Origin of the sequence: Catenovulum sp. SX2, from assembly GCF_052056295.1 — a bacterium.
Lineage (GTDB): Bacteria > Pseudomonadota > Gammaproteobacteria > Enterobacterales > Alteromonadaceae > Catenovulum.
In genome coordinates this window covers 159,801-178,059 of record NZ_CP182493.1, presented here as the reverse complement: position 1 = coordinate 178,059, position 18,259 = coordinate 159,801, and the positions used below count along the sequence as shown (strand labels likewise).

The 18,259-nt window shown below is 38.7% G+C and carries 14 protein-coding genes; 3 read left to right on the top strand and 11 right to left on the bottom strand.

Annotated features, from left to right (window positions below; genetic code table 11):
- The first annotated feature begins 34 nt into the window (after positions 1-34).
- Together ACMZOO_RS00755 and ACMZOO_RS00750 are read left to right on the top strand one after the other, a co-directional pair.
- Positions 35-1,693, top strand: a complete 1,659-nt coding sequence (locus tag ACMZOO_RS00755) for a glycoside hydrolase family 43 protein (RefSeq protein ID WP_440904784.1) — start codon at positions 35-37, stop codon at positions 1,691-1,693.
- 125 nt (positions 1,694-1,818) lie between these two features.
- A complete protein-coding gene (locus ACMZOO_RS00750; protein ID WP_440904783.1) occupies positions 1,819-5,274 on the top strand; it encodes a response regulator in 3,456 nt (1,151 codons plus the stop codon).
- 17 nt (positions 5,275-5,291) lie between these two features.
- On the opposite strand, the gene ACMZOO_RS00745 is transcribed toward ACMZOO_RS00750, so the two are convergent.
- The 6 genes from ACMZOO_RS00745 to ACMZOO_RS00720 form a co-directional block, all read right to left on the bottom strand.
- Positions 5,292-6,485, bottom strand: a complete 1,194-nt coding sequence (locus tag ACMZOO_RS00745; protein WP_440904781.1) for an exo-alpha-sialidase — start codon at positions 6,483-6,485, stop codon at positions 5,292-5,294.
- Between the two features lie 146 nt (positions 6,486-6,631).
- Positions 6,632-7,417: a Fic family protein gene (locus tag ACMZOO_RS00740; protein ID WP_440904780.1), complete on the bottom strand. Its 786-nt coding sequence runs from the start codon at positions 7,415-7,417 to the stop codon at positions 6,632-6,634.
- Positions 7,418-7,487: 70 nt separating this feature from the next.
- Complete coding sequence (locus tag ACMZOO_RS00735) at positions 7,488-8,750, bottom strand: DUF2264 domain-containing protein (protein ID WP_440904779.1); 1,263 nt, start codon at positions 8,748-8,750, stop codon at positions 7,488-7,490.
- A 21-nt stretch (positions 8,751-8,771) separates the two neighbouring features.
- Positions 8,772-9,887, bottom strand: coding sequence for a glycoside hydrolase family 88/105 protein (locus tag ACMZOO_RS00730; RefSeq protein ID WP_440904777.1), 1,116 nt, complete (start codon positions 9,885-9,887; stop codon positions 8,772-8,774).
- Positions 9,888-9,995: 108 nt separating this feature from the next.
- A complete protein-coding gene (locus ACMZOO_RS00725; protein WP_440904775.1) occupies positions 9,996-11,135 on the bottom strand; it encodes a DUF1501 domain-containing protein in 1,140 nt (379 codons plus the stop codon).
- 10 nt (positions 11,136-11,145) lie between these two features.
- Positions 11,146-12,537 (bottom strand): DUF1800 domain-containing protein, encoded by a 1,392-nt coding sequence (locus ACMZOO_RS00720; RefSeq protein WP_440904774.1) that lies wholly within the window; start codon positions 12,535-12,537, stop codon positions 11,146-11,148.
- A gap of 135 nt (positions 12,538-12,672) precedes the next feature.
- On the opposite strand from ACMZOO_RS00720, the gene ACMZOO_RS00715 reads away from it, so the two are divergent.
- Positions 12,673-13,623, top strand: a complete 951-nt coding sequence (locus ACMZOO_RS00715) for a glycoside hydrolase family 43 protein (protein ID WP_440904772.1) — start codon at positions 12,673-12,675, stop codon at positions 13,621-13,623.
- A 46-nt stretch (positions 13,624-13,669) separates the two neighbouring features.
- Here ACMZOO_RS00715 and ACMZOO_RS00710 read toward each other — a convergent pair whose 3' ends face one another.
- From ACMZOO_RS00710 to ACMZOO_RS00690, 5 genes are all read right to left on the bottom strand, one after another.
- The gene (locus ACMZOO_RS00710) at positions 13,670-14,719 is read right to left on the bottom strand and encodes a sensor domain-containing diguanylate cyclase (RefSeq protein WP_440904771.1); all 1,050 of its coding nucleotides are present in this window, start codon (positions 14,717-14,719) and stop codon (positions 13,670-13,672) included.
- A gap of 65 nt (positions 14,720-14,784) precedes the next feature.
- Entirely contained in the window at positions 14,785-15,480 is a 696-nt protein-coding gene (locus ACMZOO_RS00705) for a MauE/DoxX family redox-associated membrane protein (protein ID WP_440904769.1), read from the bottom strand.
- Positions 15,481-15,489: 9 nt separating this feature from the next.
- Positions 15,490-15,627: a hypothetical protein gene (locus tag ACMZOO_RS00700; RefSeq protein ID WP_440904768.1), complete on the bottom strand. Its 138-nt coding sequence runs from the start codon at positions 15,625-15,627 to the stop codon at positions 15,490-15,492.
- 166 nt (positions 15,628-15,793) lie between these two features.
- Positions 15,794-16,378 (bottom strand): hypothetical protein, encoded by a 585-nt coding sequence (locus tag ACMZOO_RS00695; RefSeq protein WP_440904767.1) that lies wholly within the window; start codon positions 16,376-16,378, stop codon positions 15,794-15,796.
- 139 nt (positions 16,379-16,517) lie between these two features.
- Positions 16,518-17,714 (bottom strand): amino acid aminotransferase, encoded by a 1,197-nt coding sequence (locus tag ACMZOO_RS00690; RefSeq protein WP_440904765.1) that lies wholly within the window; start codon positions 17,712-17,714, stop codon positions 16,518-16,520.
- Between the last annotated feature and the right edge of the window lie 545 nt (positions 17,715-18,259).

Below are 18,259 nucleotides of genomic sequence, written 5' to 3'. Positions count from 1 at the left end.
AGGGCAGTTACAACAAATGAAAATAACAAACATAATGAAGTTCGCATTAACAGCTGTTGCGTTAACCACAATAACTTCATGTTCAAAAACGACAGAAGAGGATCCAACAAGTATACAGCCTACGCCGAATGTTCTTGTTGACGAAAATGAACAGTATTACCAAAATCCAATTATTCACGTTGATTATTCCGACCCCGATGTTGTAGCTGTTAACGGCAATTATTACATGACAGCTTCGAGCTTTAATGCTGCACCGGGTTTACCTATTTTACATTCAACAGATTTAGTTAACTGGCAGTTGATAAACTACGCCTTGCCTAAACAAGTACCACAAAATCATTTTGCGACCCCGCGCCATGGTGAAGGCGTGTGGGCACCGAATATTCGTTATCACGACGGTAAATTTTGGATTTTTTACCCAGATCCTGATTTTGGTATTTATGTAACTACCACAACTGATCCGGCAAAAGCTTGGTCAGAACCCAAACTCATATTGGCCGGCAAAGGCATTATCGACCCAACACCTTTATGGGATGACGATGGCAAAGCTTACTTGCTACATGCATGGGCCAAAAGCCGTGCTGGCTTTAATAATGTTTTGAGCCTGAGAGAAATGTCGGCTGATGCGATGCAAGTTTCAGACGAATATACCAACATAGTTGATGGTGCAAACTTTAAAAACTACCGCACAATTGAAGGGCCTAAATTTTATAAACGCAATGGCTTTTATTACATATTTGCCCCGGCTGGCGGGGTCGATTTGGGTTGGCAGACAGTATTTAGAGCACAAGACATTCAAGGCCCTTACCAAGGCAAAGTGGTGATGGAGCAGGGCGATAGCTTAACAAATGGGCCGCATCAAGGTTCGTGGATCCACACAGATTTAGCTGAAGATTGGTTTATTCACTTTCAAGCTAAAAAAGCTTATGGCCGAATTGTGCATTTACAACCAATGCAATGGAAAAATGGCTGGCCAGTTATTGGCATAGACGATGATGGCGACGGTATTGGCAATCCTGTGAGCCGTCATATACGGCCAAAAACGGCAAATTATACAGGCGAAAAAAAGCTAAATATTTCGGATGAATTTAACCAAGATACTTTAGCATTGCAGTGGCAGTGGAACGCCAACCCACATGAATCTTGGTATAGCTTAAGTGCCAAACCAGAACATTTGCGTTTGTACGCCCAGCCAAAAGTACCAACTACAGGTGATAACTTATGGATGACACCTAATTTATTAGTACAAAAACTACCGGCCGAGGCTTTCCAAGCTATTGCTAAGTTTACCGTTTCCGACAATATGCAAAACGTGCAAACAGGTTTAACCATATTTGGTGAAGATTATGCATGGATTGGTTTATCACCAAATGATCAAGATGGTCATGATATCGTGATAATGCAATGTCATGGTGCGCGTAAAGGTTGTGATGAAAAACAACAAGAAAAATTAGTTGAGTCACTAAACAGTAAAATCATTCTTCTAAGAGTAATAGTTCAGCCTGGTGCACACGCTATATTTAGCTATAAAACACCAGATATGCCAAGGTATCGCATTATTGGCGAACATTTCCAAGCTAAAGAAGGCCGTTGGGTTGGCGCTAAAGTTGGGATATTTGCCGTAACAACCAATGGCAGCGCCAGTTCAGAACAATATGTTGATTTTGATTACCTAAGAATCAGCCGCTATTAAAAGTTAAATTTGTCGCCATGAATTAATGGCGACAAATTTTAAATATAAGCTATTGTTTAATTATTCCTTTATCAGTTAGGCTAAGCTGATATAGTCCCGCAAAGCACCAAGGAATAATGGTCAATATGTTAAGTTTTAACTTAAGCAAGTGTGCAAGAATACTAGGCGTTTTATCTTTTTTACTTGGATTAACTGTTCTTATTGGTTGGTACACACATCATCAAGCACTTATTCAAGTTCTGCCCCATTTTGCCCCAATGCAATATAACGCCGCGTTAGGCTTTTTTATCGCAGGTATAGCATTAACTTGGCACAATTCGCCAAAAATAGTTTATCCGCTTTCATTGTTCGTTGCCTTGGTTGGTGGGTTAACCCTAATCCAATATTTGTTTGGAATTAATTTTGGTATTGACCAATTATTGATGGAACATTACGTCACTACTAAAACTTCCCATCCAGGCAGAATGGCGCCTAATACAGCTATTTGTTTTTGTATGGCTGGCTTTACCCTAACTACGGTAATGAAGAAAGCTAATTTAACTACGGTTGGCATATTAAGCTGTTTTATATTTAGCACCTTAGTGATAGCGTTAGGTGTAATTGCCTTGGTTGGTTATTTTACCGCATTAGAAACAACTTATGGTTGGGGTCACTACACACGGATGGCAGTGCACACATCTATAGGTTTTATTTTTATCGGTGCAAGTTTAACGCTATTGGTTTTTAATAAATACAAAGAGCAAGTAACGACCAAAGATTGGATTTCAGCAGCAGCGACTGTCGGCCTTGTCACTATAGTGCTTATTTTGTGGCAAACCTTAGTTGCGCGAGAAACTAAAAACATCCAAGCTGCTATCGAGTACAACCTACTTAACTTAGCAGAACGTATTGACACACAATTAAGCTTAAACAGACAAGCAGTCGATAGATTAGCCGAACGCATGGCTATAATGGAACGCACTGATAACCAATTGTTAAAGGTTGATATTAATAATTACTTGAATGATCACGTTAGCTTCGTTGCTATTTCCTTGGTGGAAAACAACACAATAAGCCAAATTTACGCTCGTGATAACTTAGACAAAGAGTTTGAATATGTTGTTGCTCATCAACTAAAGCAGCAAGACTTTTCAAGTCGTGCCATGTCAGGTCGGTATTTTTCGTTAAATCAAACAAGTGATTTAAGTCCGCTATTACATTACATAACACCGATAAACTCTCAGCTAATTTCAGTTGAATATCTAGTTGTAACAATAGAGCCGACCAAGCAGTTTTTATCTAGCAAAAAACAGCAGCAAAGTTTGGGCTATCATTTAGACGTTAAAGACCAACAAAAAACGGTTTACGCTCAAAGTAATATTGATAACCCAGTGTTTATTAAACAATGGAAACAATCGACTAATCTAAAAGAAATTGGGTGGCAAATTGAAGTTACGCCACATAAGGCGCTGATTAGCAGCTTAAAAACTGGCTTGGCGGAAATCGTGTTACTTTTTGGTATTGTCTTAAGTTTTGCAATCGTCGCGGCAATCCGCATGTGGCAGATAGCCATAGAAAGAGCAAAAAGTTTAGAGCTGCAAAAAACTTTGTTATCACAGTCGGTTAGTAAACTAGAATTGGCCGCTAAAATTGTCAAATTAGGTGTGTGGGAGTGGAATCTAAAAGAAAATACGCAAGTATGGGATCAGCAGCTGCGCAGAATTTATGGTGTCGCTGAACAATCAACTCTAGATAAAGACATGTATCAAGTGTGGCAAAAAGCGCTTCACCCAGAAGATGCAGAACAGGCGATAACTGGCTTAAAATCAGCAATAAAATCCAACGCGCATAGCTGGCAGTCAGAATTCAGATTAAAACTTTCCGACGGTACAATTAAATACATTTCAGCCAATGGTGTGATTGAGCGTGACAACAGCGGCAAAGCCGTCAATGTTATAGGCACCAACTTAGATGTAACCGCGCAAAAGGAAATGGAACACAGATTAATTGTGTTAAAAGAAAAAGCAGATGCCGCCAACCAAGCTAAAAGTGATTTTTTAGCCAATATGAGCCACGAAATTCGCACGCCAATGAATGGCATTATCGGCTTAACCCAGCTTGTTTTGTCTATGCCGATTGAAAACAAAGTGCGTGAGCATCTACAAAAAGTAGAAGATTCATCTAAGGCGTTACTTAATATTATCAATGACATTCTAGATTATTCCAAAATTGAAGCGGGCAAACTAAATGTTGTTGAAGAAGATTTTGACCTTGAACGTTTATTAAGCAGCACGGCTGGCATTCTCAGCGTGCGGGCTGAAGACAAAAATAATGAGCTTAACTTTGAAATAGAGCCGGGCATCAGCCAATTTTATCGTGGGGATGCTTTAAGGTTAAACCAAATTTTAAATAATTTAGTCGGCAACGCGATTAAATTTACTGACAACGGCTTAGTCTCGGTACAAGTAACCCAAAAACATTACCAAGACTCTGTTTGGTTAACTTTTGCTGTTAAAGATACTGGTATAGGTATGACCCAGGAACAAACGGCAAGGTTATTTCAACCATTTTCTCAGGCTGACCAATCTATCACACGTAGATTTGGTGGCACAGGTTTGGGTTTAACTATAAGTAAAAGATTGATTGATTTAATGGGCGGTGAAATAGGGGTGAGCAGTGAACCTAATCACGGCAGCACCTTTACATTTAGCATTCCAGTTAAGCGAGCTAACAAAAAACAAAATACAAAACGTGGATTGTCAAAACAACTAAAAACTTTGGTGGTTGATGACAACTTAGAAACCCTTGCAATTATTGAAGGGATCTTAAATTCATGGAAATTTAAAGTCGAATTAACCGCATCACCATTAGAAGCGCTAGATAAAATAATAGATGCCGCAGAAAACAAAGATCCATACGAGTTATTAATCATTGACTGGAAAATGCCAGAAATGGATGGCATTGAACTTACTAGCAATATTAGAAAAAGAGTTGAAGAAATCACCTCACGTCATCAATGCATAGTTATTATGGTTACTGCGCACGGCAAAGACCATGTAGTGCAACATGCACAAAATGTTGCAATTGACGCCGTTATTGAAAAACCAATTTTTGCGTCTCACTTACATGATGTACTAGTAGACTTGCAAAACGAATTAACTGAATTGGTACCAGATACTGAAAGCACTAAAGGTATTTGGGATTCAATTCCACAATTCAGCGACAAACATATTTTATTGGTTGAAGATAATGAGATTAATCAACTTGTTGCTGTCGAACTGTTGAATAAGTTTGGTATAACTTCGAGCATAGCAAACAATGGCCGAGAGGGCGTTGAATTGTTCGAGCAGCAAAGTGAAAAATTTGATCTTATTTTAATGGATTTACAAATGCCTGAGATGGATGGGTTTGAAGCCACCAGCCACATTCGAAAAATCAACAATGGTAAAGATATTCCAATTATTGCCATGACAGCAGCGGCCATGCCAAAAGATGTCGAAGAAGCGATTCAGTCGGGGATGGATGCACATATATCAAAACCGATTGACGTTAAAATATTTACTCAAACCCTCAATCGGTTTTTACAAAAACAAGCTGTTTAAAGCTAAATATTCAATGATTACAAAGTTGGAATAGAGACCTTTGAAACAGCAATATCTTCTTTATTTACCGCATAACCGACCCAAATTGCGTTGTTCCAAACAATGCTTTTTGGGTAACTAAAACCAGCTCGTTTATATTTTCCAGGGTATTTTTGTGCGGGTAATGCTTCTTGACCACGGATAATGTACATTTTATCAAATAGATAACCGTCTTGGCTGATGGCAATATTTAACGGAAATCTTTGTTTAGAGCCTGATGCGTTATTGATAATAAAAGCGCGTCCATCCGGTAAATTACCAGCACTTAATTTAGCTCTAGAGTCAATAAAATTACTGCTTTTAACATCCGACCAAGTGCGCCCCAAATCATCGCTGCTTGATGTCAAAATACGAAAGCTACTGGCTTGGTCGCGAAAAATCATAGTGACATTTTTGCCATTATTTGTTGCAAACCAGCTTGGTTCAATACCTTGGCTAACATGCGGTTTAACATTTGGCATATTTAACTCACCATAATGCCAACCTGTGGTTGCTGATGGATCATCTGTATAGATAGGTGTTGTTAATAAACCAGGTTGTTTATGCAGCGCGGTTAAAATACGTTTGTTGGATACATGACGTAAATCTTGTTCAAAAATACCAGCTAAAGGTTCGCCTTGATAATCTGTAACAGCTTTTGCGGCTGACCAATCAACGCCATTTTTTGAACGAACAAAATACGTGAATCCACCTTTAGGTTTTAGTTTGTAAGGCCAATAATTTAAAAATGCGATCAGCTCATTATTATCTAACCACCAACCAGCGTTAGTTATGAGTATATCTTTAGTTGATTCAGCTAAAACTTGCGGCTCAGTCCAAGTTTTGCCATCTAAAGATGAGCTGAATAAAACTTTAGTTTCTGGTGAATCTTCATCTTCAATTGAGCTTTGCCATTGAGCGTATAAACGCTCGTTAAAAACAAACAACACGGCACCATGATTATACTGGGCTAAGTTTTCTTGAGCGTTGAACACAGTAAAATGTTCAACCGCATCAAGTTGCGGTAAACCTGAGTTTGGTTGCTGAATATCGACAAGGTTATCTTGCAAATAAATGTCAGCTTGTTTTGTTGGCTGTGCATTAGCAAGTTGGCTAAAAAGCATAGTGCACACACATGCACAGCTAACGACAAAATTTTGTTTTAATAAACAGCGCTTGAGTTGAGAGGCCATGTAAAGTCCTTAAATTCATTATTGTTTTTATTAATCATCAGTATGTTTTGAGTATACCAGTAACAGCATTCAAAAATAGCTGTAGTATATACCAAATACAAAACAACCGATAATGTATATTATGTTAAATTAAGTAAAGACTAGTATTACCTCTTGGATTGCACTTGGTATACTTCGTCAATGATTTCTTTGGTTGTTGCATAACAAGTATTCGCAAATTCCTCTAACTCGGCATACACAGATTCGTCTTTACTAAATGCACCTGTGCCTTTATTTAACCTGCCTACTTTTAAACTGAATTGTGCCAATGCATCTATATATTGTTGGCGTTTATTATTGGTAATTAGAATTGGCGGAAAACCGTTTTTCAATAATGGAATGTTGGCAACAATTCGAGCGATTCGACCATTGCCATCATAAAACGGGTGTATTTGGGTAAATACTGCGTGGATTTTTGCATACTGTTTTGTTGCTTGCTCGATAGATAAATCATCTGTTTGATTTAATTGCTCAATCAATTGAGTCATCAAATATTGAGTATCAAATGGCGCTGAATATTCTATATAGACGTGTTTACCATCGATAACTTGATATGTGCCATTTGGATCACTTTTGTAATCACCAAATGGTTTCATAATATCAAATTCTGGTTTAACCATAACAATCTTGTGCAGCGCTTTGATGCTGTCATGGGTAACTTGATTATTGATATTCTTAAATATCCATTTTAACGCATCAGCATGACCAACAACTTCGTTATGCTCTTTTAACGAATGGCCTGAAATGGTAATGCCATTGGTTAAAATATGATGTGTTTCGCCAAGTGTTAAGGTATTGCCTTCGATAGCTGTTGAGTCATGTGTCCAGGTAACAATTAGCCTATTTAATAAGCTTTCTTTTAAGTCGTTATCTAACGGGTCTAAAAATTTCATGGAATATTACAATAATCAGCAGTTGCCGATTATTGTAATTGAAAACATTCCCTTCACCAACTTAAAGCAATCAATAATCAACTGGATAATCTTTTTTAAATGCTTGGCCACTAAAGGCTAATTTTTGTGTCCAAGGTTTTGCAGGTTCTGTCCAAAACGGATCGTTTTGTGGCAAGCCTAGGTGTAAAAAACTGTTGGTGGTTATATACATGCTGCCGTTGTTTGAATACCAGTCGCCTAATGCGGGATTTGCGCCCGCAAAACCTATTTGCAAAAATCCATCTTTAAAATTTGTTGGGTTATCAAATATAGCTTGGTGAACGGCGCGTAAAGCCGAACGTACAGTGCCTTGTTGCAAACTATCGGGTAGCTGTTTTTGTAACGCGAGTTGCGACAAAGGCTGAAAAGCAGTTGTGCGGTATGTTAACGAGCGGCCTATTGGCGGATAAGTCCCGGTTGGTGAAATTAATCGCTCAAGATGTTCACAAAATCTTTGACTGCGTTTTAGCTCGGTTGCGTGCAGTTTGTCTATTTTATCTCGCCAAAAATAAACTTTCTGCTCGGCCATTACTTTCAAAATATCCAATAACATTGGGTGGATAACGTACGAGTTATAATAATCAAAAGCAAAATGCTCACCGTCGCCATACCAGCCATCACCCACATACCATTCTGAGAATTTTCTGATGGCTAAGTCTAATCTTATTGGATCGTGTTGCTCGCCAACTTGCAGCAAAAACGCTTCGTTCATTGCCGCGAATAAAAGCCAGTTGGTATATGGTGGTGTTACAGTTCTCAGCGCTTTGATTTTTTCAACTATGCGCTGCTGAGTTTGTTTCGATTGTTGTTGCCACAATACGGGCGCGCGCAACATAGCTTGGGTGTAATAGGATGAATCTACCAACAACTGCCCTTCAGCTATTTCCCAGTTTAGATAATCCGCGCTTTTAGGATTTACAGAATGTTCATAAGCTTGCAGCGCGTAATCTAAAATACGCTCCCTCGCCTGTTTATCTGAGCCTTCTGCCTGTAATGCTAACCAAGGTGCTGCGCCGGAAATAGCCCTAGCAAAACATTCAAGGTAAGCTACTTTTTTGTTTCTATTATCCGCGTTTGGGCTTACTTCAAGTGGAAACTCTTTGTGCAGTTTTTCGTGTGCAATTAAATAAAAAACTGGCTCAACTATTTTTTGTAGTAAGTTAGAAAAATAGTTGTAATCGTCAACAGTGTTTGATTTAACTTCGTTGTTCGTAGCAAAGGCTGAGCTGGGCATTGTAAATGAGCTTGCAGTTGCCCCGGCCAAAGCAGCGGTAATAAAGTCGCGTCTTAACATATTCCTTCGCCTTTTTCGTTGCTATTGAGCTAACTTATAAACTTCACTGCCTGCTGATAAAAACGCACCAATGCCATAAACTTCTGTTTTGTCAGGCCAAGCTTCACCCGGTGCTGCGCCGACGGGTTGAACATATCCAAGTAAACCATCTTCTCTCACGTGGCTAACTAAAGTATTCCAAGCTAATTCAATTGCAGGTAGATAAGTTTGTTTATCCAATAAACCATTATTTACCCCCCAAGCTAAACCATAAGTAAAAAATGCTGTGCCGCTGGTTTCTGGTGTTGGGTAAAGTTCTGCTGCTTGCAAACTCATAGCCCAATGGCCTGCCGATGTTTGTAGTTTAATTAAGCTTTGCGCCATATCTTTGTATAGCTGAGTAAAATAGGCTTTTTGTGGCCCTTCTGGTAATTCTGGAATAATCAGAGTTAAACCACCAAATACCCAGCCGTTGCCGCGTGACCAAAATATCTTGTGGCCTTTATCACGCTTATCAATGAAGTGTTCGTCACGATAAAATAGTTTTTCGTCGTTATCGTATAAATGATTTACTGTTGCAACGTACTCAGCAAACATCCAATCTCGGTATGAGTTATCGCCGGTGATATTGGCAAGTTTTGCCCAAACCGGTGGTGCCATAAATAACGCATCACACCAAGTCCATCTATCGGTATATTTGTAATTGTTTAAGCGCATTGGCTGTTGGCTTGGGTTTTGTTTAATCCATTTAGTGCGCTCTAGCGTTTTTGCCAGCATGTTTGGCTTTTTATATTTGCGATATAACTCGATATAAAGCTGGCCAACGGTTTGGTCGTCTGCGTGGTATTTACCTGGGCCTAAGTCCCAATTGTTGTCTGCTGATACTTTTAATAAAAATTGATAATACTTGTCGTCATCAGCAAGTTTCGCCCATTTTTCCATTCCTATATACAAAGCACCATAAGTCCATGCATTAAAGCGATTTTCCCAGTGGTTTTCGCGCTGCATATCATCATGAAAATGTTCAATTTGCCAATCAGCAACTTTACCCATTACAGATAAAACTTCGGTTTTTTCTGGCAATTTTGCTGTTACATTAGTGACCGCTAAAAATACCCCAGCCATAACTGCGGTTAGTTGGATTAAACGTTTACCCATTTTATTTGTTACTCCCCCAAAAATAGAATTCAGTTATATTGTTTTAATAATATTGTATGGGAACTGTAACAAATTAATTAACAAATGAAAGTACAATTTTGCTAAGTTTTACACTAATCTCTGGCTAACAGGTACAACATCAGGGAATACTTGTTTAAGTTGTGCTGCGTTTAATCCCCAATGTTGATGCAACAAGGCTGCAAACCAACTGCGGGAATCTGTTGTTGGCGCGAGATCCCTGTTTTGATACAAGTTTTCTGGCGCTAAACCTGGCCATGTGCCTAACACTTTACCGCCATTTACCGCGCCACCAGTTACTAATAAAGCACTAGCGGTTCCATGATCTGTGCCATTAGTGCCGTTAACTTTAACTGTGCGGCCAAATTCAGTTGCAATTATTACCACTGTATTTTGCCATTCTGCTGCTAATGCAGTTCTTAATGCGGCTAATCCGTCATCCAACTCTTTTAATTGTCTGTCTAACCGCCCAACTTGATTGTTATGCGTATCCCAACCGCCCATTTCTAACATGGCGCAATCTGCTTGGGTATTGACCAATAGTTCACCACAATGTTTAGCTAATTGAATAAATTTTGCTTTGCTTTTTTTGTCTTGTTGCATGTCATTTGTTTGATTACGCAAGGCTAAGCCTTGTTCTAGGCTAGATACGAACTTTTCATCACCTTGGTGCAATTGCATTAGGCGCTGATATAAATCGCTTTCAGCATCAGGTAGATAAGATGGATACCAAGTGCTGACATTTGTTTGGTCACCACGTAAGCTTAATGGCACTGTATGTGCTATTGCTAAACCATTGGCGTCTTTTTGTTTAATTGCCCGCGCTAACCAGCCACTTTCATGATCTATCGTATCTAAACCGCTTTCTAATAAATCTTGTGCGGAAAAATGCGAACGCTCTCGATATGGCGATGCAACCGCGACTACGGCAAACATTTGTTTTTGTTGATACCAGTTATGCATATTGCTAAGTGCAGGATGTAATGCAAAACCTTGTTGAAGTGGCAGTAATTTATCTTTAATTGGATTAACTAAATTTGCTCTATGCTCTATTAAATGCGGATCAAATGTTGGTACTACTGTGTGTAATGAATCAAGCGCACCTCGTAACATCAACCAAACAATTTTCTTGTTGCTTTTGCTGCTATTGTCATTTGATAAGGCTGGTGTTGATGTTGTCAACAAAATAATTCCAGCGCCAGTTGCTTGCAAAAACTCTCTTCTTTTCATAACTGTGCCTCTATTTAAATTGAAACTCTGGGCTCATTAGCAACATAGCCAAAGCTTGTTGACGACTTTCCGCGCGGCTAAGAAACAAATAGGTTTTATCCGACAAATTTTCCCCCATAGCAGCTTTAGCAAGCGCTAGCGGATCTTGTTTAACTTGTTTGGCATATTCATTTGCCCAATCAATCCTATTTAAAATTGCATCCGGCCCATCCCAAGCGTTGCGCTCAGTTTTATAACCTGCAGGAGAACCAGCAGCAAACGGCTGTTGCCCCATCATTTCTAGCATATTAATAAAGGCTTTTTGGTATTTACCTTCAAACGGCACATTACCAAGCCGATAACTTGAAATTAAAAATTCGCGTGGTGTTTTAAACTTCTGTTGTTTTGGTTGCCAACTATTTGGATGATTAATTAGAGCGGCCATCACAGTTTTAATATCACCTTGGCTTTTCTGCCAAGCTTTTTTCATCTCTTCGACAATTGCCGTGTCAGCTTCATCAGCAATAAAGCGCTTTACTAATTTTGTACAAATAAAATGAATGCAAGATGGATGATTAGCTAAATCTTGCAATATTGCTTTACCCTGCTCCATGCCTTTTTGTTTATATGTTTTACCAAGTACTGTGCGACTACCGGGTTGATGGGATTTATCACGATAAACAAAACCTTGTGCATCTTCTTTTAATGGGTTTGCAACACTCCAACCTGTTATCGCTTTAGCAAGCTCTATAACATCTTGTTGGCTGTAACCACCATCAACGCCTAACGTATGTAATTCTAGAATTTCGCGCGCTAGGTTTTCGTTTAGGCCTTTATTTTTACGCTTTTTTGCATAAGCAGAATCAGGGCCGATAGATTGTTCGTTATTTAAATAAATCAACATGGCTGGGTGTGATTCAACCGCCAATAACAAATCAGCAAACTTGCCGGTTAAGTGTGGCGCAATCGCTTCTATTTCCAACAATGGTGCTAATGCTCGCATGGCAAACCCATTAGTGGTGACGCTGAAATGATTTGAGAAAAAGTCGAGCAATTGCGCTTGTAAACCATTGTTTGTCTCAATTGCATATTTGGCCGACAAGTAGCTGGCTAATTTTGCTTGGCGATTAAATTGCTTTTTTAACGCATCTCCATCGTCTTGCATTTGCATTCCCATTACTTGGGGCTGCTCTACATTTTGTTTTTTATTCGCACGCGCTTCTTTTTCTGCTTGTTTTTGCAAACGGTAGTTTTTGTAATATTGGTAAGCTAGTTCGGTATTCCAAACAGTTTCATCTAGCTTTACGGGCTTAAGCTGTGCAGTTAACCAGCTTTGTACATCAGCTATTTTGCTTTTATCGTTGGGGTTTATCCCATAACCGAACCTGTTGTATGCAATGTATTTTGAGTGCAAATGCGGCATAAAAATATCCAACGTCTTGTGTAAGCTTGATTATAGATAGGAATAATTTTTACGAAATTTAATTTACAAAAAGTTTACTTAGTCAACTCTTCACCTTAACATACAAGCGTACAGTAATATCTAATGGATATAAGAATGAAGAAATTATTAACCTCAATAGCGCTAGCAAGTTTATCTTTTTCGGCTGTTGCTGCTAACCCTGCAATTACCGAAAAATTCACAGCTGATCCCGCCCCTATCGTACATAACGACACTGTATATGTTTATGTTGGTCGTGATGAAGCCAAACCAGATGAAGGGTACACAATGCACGAGTGGCTTGTGTATTCATCTACCGATATGGTCAATTGGAAGTCGCACGGTTCACCTTTTAAACCAACAGATTTTTCATGGTCGTCAGGTTCAGCTTGGGCTGGCCATGTAATTGAAAAAGACGGCAAGTTTTATTGGTATACCACCAGCAGCCATAAAACAGTGAAAGGTAAAGCCATAGGTGTTGCAGTCAGTGATAGCCCAACAGGGCCATTTAAAGATGCTCGTGGCAGTGCTTTAGTCACCAATGATATGACCAAAGCAACCGACATTAGCTGGGATGATATTGACCCAGCAGCATTTATTGATGACGACGGTCAAGCTTGGTTATATTGGGGCAACCAAAAAGCCTATTACGCAAAATTAAAAGACAATATGATTGAGTTTGATGGACCAATTCACGTTGTACCTGATGAGCAAGTTAAAGGCTTTACTGAAGCGCCATGGATCCACAAACGTGGTGACACATATTATTTGTCGTACGCAACTGGCTTTCCTGAAAAAACCGCTTATTCAACATCTAAAAGCATTACAGGCCCGTGGAAATATCAAGGGTTGATCGCAGAAGGAGCACAAAATTCCAATACCATTCACCAAGGCATTATCGACTACAAAGGTAAAACTTATTTCTTCTACCACACGGGGATGATGCAACATCCGAATACTGGTGGTAGCTTCCGTCGCTCTATGGCTATAGATTATTTGTACTATAACGACGACGGTACAATTAAAAAGGTGATTCAAACAAGTGAAGGTGTAAAAGCCGTTAAATAAACTTTTAATATAGTTGTGCAGTTTAGAAACTGCACAACTGAACTATCTATCTTTGGTACATCTCTACCCTATTTCGACCCGATTGTTTAGCCAAATAAAGAGCTTTGTCGGCGCAAACAAATAGCTCCTCAGAGCTTTGCCCTTTTTGATAAACGACTAAGCCAAAACTACAAGTCACGCATTTTTGGCAAGAATGTTCTATTTCGCTTAATAACTGCCTAAGCTTTTCTGCAACTTGATAAGCTTGCTGCTCATTTAATTCCGGCAAAATAACAACAAATTCTTCACCACCCCATCGGGCAAGCGTATCTACTTCGCGAATATTAACAGACACGGTTTTAGCTATTACTTGCAGTATTTTGTCTCCTTCGCTATGTCCATATGTATCATTTACTTGTTTGAAGAAGTCGACATCAAATAACACCAGCGATATATCAAAATGGTAACGCTCAGCTCGGGCTAATTCTTTTTTTAAAGTGTACTCAAAAAATTTACGATTACCGACATCAGTTAGTGGATCTGTTAAAGATATGTGTTCGAATTCTTTTACTTTTTCTTCCAACAACCTATTTTGACAGGCCAGTTCGTCTGATTTTTTCTGATACAGTACATCTAATTTATTTTGTTTTCGTAATTGTAAAGAGGCTTGGGCTTCTGCCAGTTTAGACTGCAAACATTTAATTTCGTCTATATTTAAATGTGCACCAATCATACGAGTGGCTTCACCGTTTTCATCTCGCTCGATAACTTTCCCTTGGTCGCGTATCCAAATGTAACTGCCATCGGCTTTTTTACAGCGATATTCTATCTGATAGGTGTTAATTTGACCTTGGGTATATTGTTCAAAATGAGTTAGTACTCGGGTTAGATCATCTGGGTGAATAATATTTTCCCAAGTAAAAACATCTGGTCTAAATACTCCTACATCGTAGCCGAGCATTCGATACCAACTAGGGTTTCTGGTTACTATGCCTGTATCGGCATTCCAATCCCATGTACCCTCGGCAATAATATCGGTAATAGCATTGAGCGTGCTATCAGCTGATTGCGCTGTTTTGTGATTATAAGTTTGTGCAGGTTTAAATGTGTCCATCATTTTCTTACGATACTTACACCTATATATAGTTATAACACATAGTCTAGAATGCGCGCACTATTAGGCTACAGCAACATAATTGCTCCCATAAAAATCATAGCTAGGTTTTCGGTTAAACTGACAAAACCCAAAGGCACTTTGCTGTTGCCGCCAACACATGCGCAATTCAAATTTAACTTATCTACATAAACTGATTTCACTATAGATATAGCGCCGATAAAACCAACTACGAGTGCAATAGTGCCAAATACAATAGGTAATTGTTTAGCTAATAAAGATAAACCAACAAGTAGCTCGGCAAGCGGATAAACTTTTGCATAAACAGGCTGCTTTTTTGCCAATAAATCGTATTGGACAAAACCTTTAATAAAGGCTGGCAAATCCATTATTTTTAAACAAGCTAACACACACAAGCTAAAGCCCATAAAGCCTCTTAGCTCTGTTTGTGTCGCTATTGCCATTAACAAACATACAGAAAAAACCGTTGCAATTGGCCAATAGCTAGTCGATTTGTTACTAGTCGTTTTCGGCGCAACCTGTAATTTTTGCGCTAAATCTGTATAACCACCAATACGTTCACCATCTATAAATATCTGCGGTGTTGTTTGCACTTGGTGATTAATTTTAAAAGCTTGCTCTTCGTTGGTATTGGCAAATAGATGATCTTCAAATTGAATGTTTCTTTTGCGTAGCAAGTCAACCGCATGTTGGCCGTATGGGCATAACTTTTTGCGATATACTTTTACACTATCAAAAGCCATAGTTTCACCTTACTGCTTAATTCGCTCAATAGCAGGTATTTCGAAATAACTATCATCTTCACTCTCTAAAGCTAAGCGTCGTTTTTTATCTGCTAGTTGCTTCTCTTCTATCGTTAATCCAAATACTTGCAAATGGGCTTGCTGCATTATCTCACTTGCTTGCTGTTGGCTGATTAAACCTAGAGATTGACCCGCAAAAATAAAGCCTTCAACTCGGCCCTTGTCCCGTTGAGAAGACTTATTGAGTTTGCTTTTGCTAAATAGTTCAAAAGCAGGCTTGTTGAAATTGATATTGGTCCATACTTCTTCTCAACTAATCTATATCTGATATTGGGAAACTAAAAATAGGTGTGGTGAAATTATCGGTTTTAACTCGGGCTTTTAGTGTACCTTTCTTTAATACTTGATTGGTTTCTGTGTCGATTAACACATAATTGCATTCAGATATGCCATGATACATATCCACCGCAAGTATGCTAATAGAGGTGCTACGCTCTGGTTCAGCTAAATCTATAATTGGTAGCGAAAAACCAGCGCTGTCTCTGTCTGTGCCGAGTGATGTATAAAACAGTTTTAGCGTATATTTGGTTGGAGTATCAAATAGCTGATCGTTGGCTACAAACTTAGTTCCAAAAGTTTCGGTTAATTGGTTTTGAATACGCGCGTTTGCATAATCCACAACTTGATTTTGAATAACAAAGTGACTTTGCAAGCGGATAGTTTGATTGGTGATTTCTTCTAATGGCTCTTTGGCAAAATCTTCGGCAATTTGATTAATACTATATGTGACTAATCTTTGTTCGGTTGAACCGGCAAATTGTTTGCCCGCCTCACGCGTACTACAAGCTGTAACCGAAATGAGTAAGCTGAGAACAAATATAATTTTTATCTTTAGCACAGAAAATCCTTGTTGTTTTTGTTGGCTAAAATTAATGAGCTAAGTGTGCCCGAATTTTAGATACAAAAAAACCAGATAATTAAAAACTATCTGGTTTTTCTTAGGTGCAGTTTGTAGTTTAAGCTACAAATTGAGTCGCTTACTTTTTCAAAGTAGCTGCAACTGCATCCGCTAAATAATCTACATTGCTAGATGAAACACCTGCAATGTTGATACGGCTACTACCAGCCATGTAAATTGCGTATTCGTCACGAATTGATTGCACTTGCTCTGGGGTAATACCCAAGAAAGTGAACATACCTTTTTGACGATTGATAAAGCTGAAGTCTTCTTCAACACCACGCTCATGGATTTTATTTACTAACAATGCACGTAAGTCGATCATGCGAGCACACATATCAGCTAATTCAGCTTTCCATTCAGCAGTTAATGCTTCGTCAGCTAATAAAATACCAACTGCAGCACCGCCGTATGAAGGAGGCATAGAGTAAATTTCACGTGCGATATTTAACATGTGTGACAAAGCAGCACCCGCTAATACAGGGCTTTCGCTCACGCTAGTTAAAATACCAGTACGTTCACGGTATAAACCAAAGTTTTTAGAACAAGAAGTCGCAATTAATGCTTCTGGAACTTTGCTTAATAATTCACGAACACCAGCAACGTCTGATTCTAAATCAACACCAAAACCTTGGTATGCAATATCAACAAAAGGTACAAAACCTTTCTCTACAGCTAAATCAGAAATCTTAGTCCATAACTCAGGCGTTAAATCTTCACCTGTTGGGTTATGACAACAACCGTGCAATAACACAACGTCGTTAGGGCCTAATTGCGCCAAAGTTTCTAACATTTCATCAGCTTTTAACTGATTGTTTGTTTTGTCGTAATAAGGATATTCAGCAACTTCTAAACCTGTTGCTTTAATTAAAGCGACATGGTTTGCCCAAGTTGGTGAACTTACCCAAATTTTTGCATTCGGGTTACCACGTTTGATTAATTCAAAACCAATACGTAAAGAGCCAGTACCACCTGGCGCTTGTAAACTTTCTACACGACCAGATGCTAATAATGCATTGTCAGCACCAAAAACAAGCTTTTCCATACCATCTAAGAAAGCTTGATTACCACGAGCTTGAATGTACGACTTAGAATCTTCAGTATTTAATAAGGTTTGTAACGCTTTTTGCACTGAAGTTAAAATTGGTGTTTTACCATCTTCAGTTTTGTAAACACCTACACCTAAGTCTACCTTTTTAGGGTTAGAATCCGCACGAAATGCTACAGCAATACCTAATAACGGATCTGGTGGTAACGCAGTCATATGTTGAAACATGTAGATCGCTTCCTAGTTGATGAAAAAGTTAAAAAATAAAAGTGCGAATATGATACACGACTATTTTAGAAGTTAACACTTTTCATGCAAAAAAATGGCAATTTAATGGGTATATATTTATATATTGTGAATATATATGCATGCCGTGCGTTCTCTATAAGCAAATAAATTTGACCTATTACAACAAAATGATTAGAGTGCGCGACAAATTTAGGTGCTCGAGGTTTATTGGTTTTTCTAATATAACCTTAAGTTAAACGGGAAGTTTGGTGAATCTTAGAGATGAGTCCAACGCTGCCCCCGCAACGGTGAGCAATGAGTAATTAATCAATCCACTGTATTGTATACCCAAGCTACTTGAAGGTGCGAGATTTCAGCAAGAAATAAAAAGCATTTAGACAAGGCATTGATTGAAGATAATGGTTATCCCTTTTCAAAATCAATAACGCAGTATAAATGCTTTTTAGCCTTGCCCTTCGGGAGCTTCACAGCGTTTCTATTACTGCGTTATGTTAATTTGAAAGGAGCCAACATTCCTTCATTAA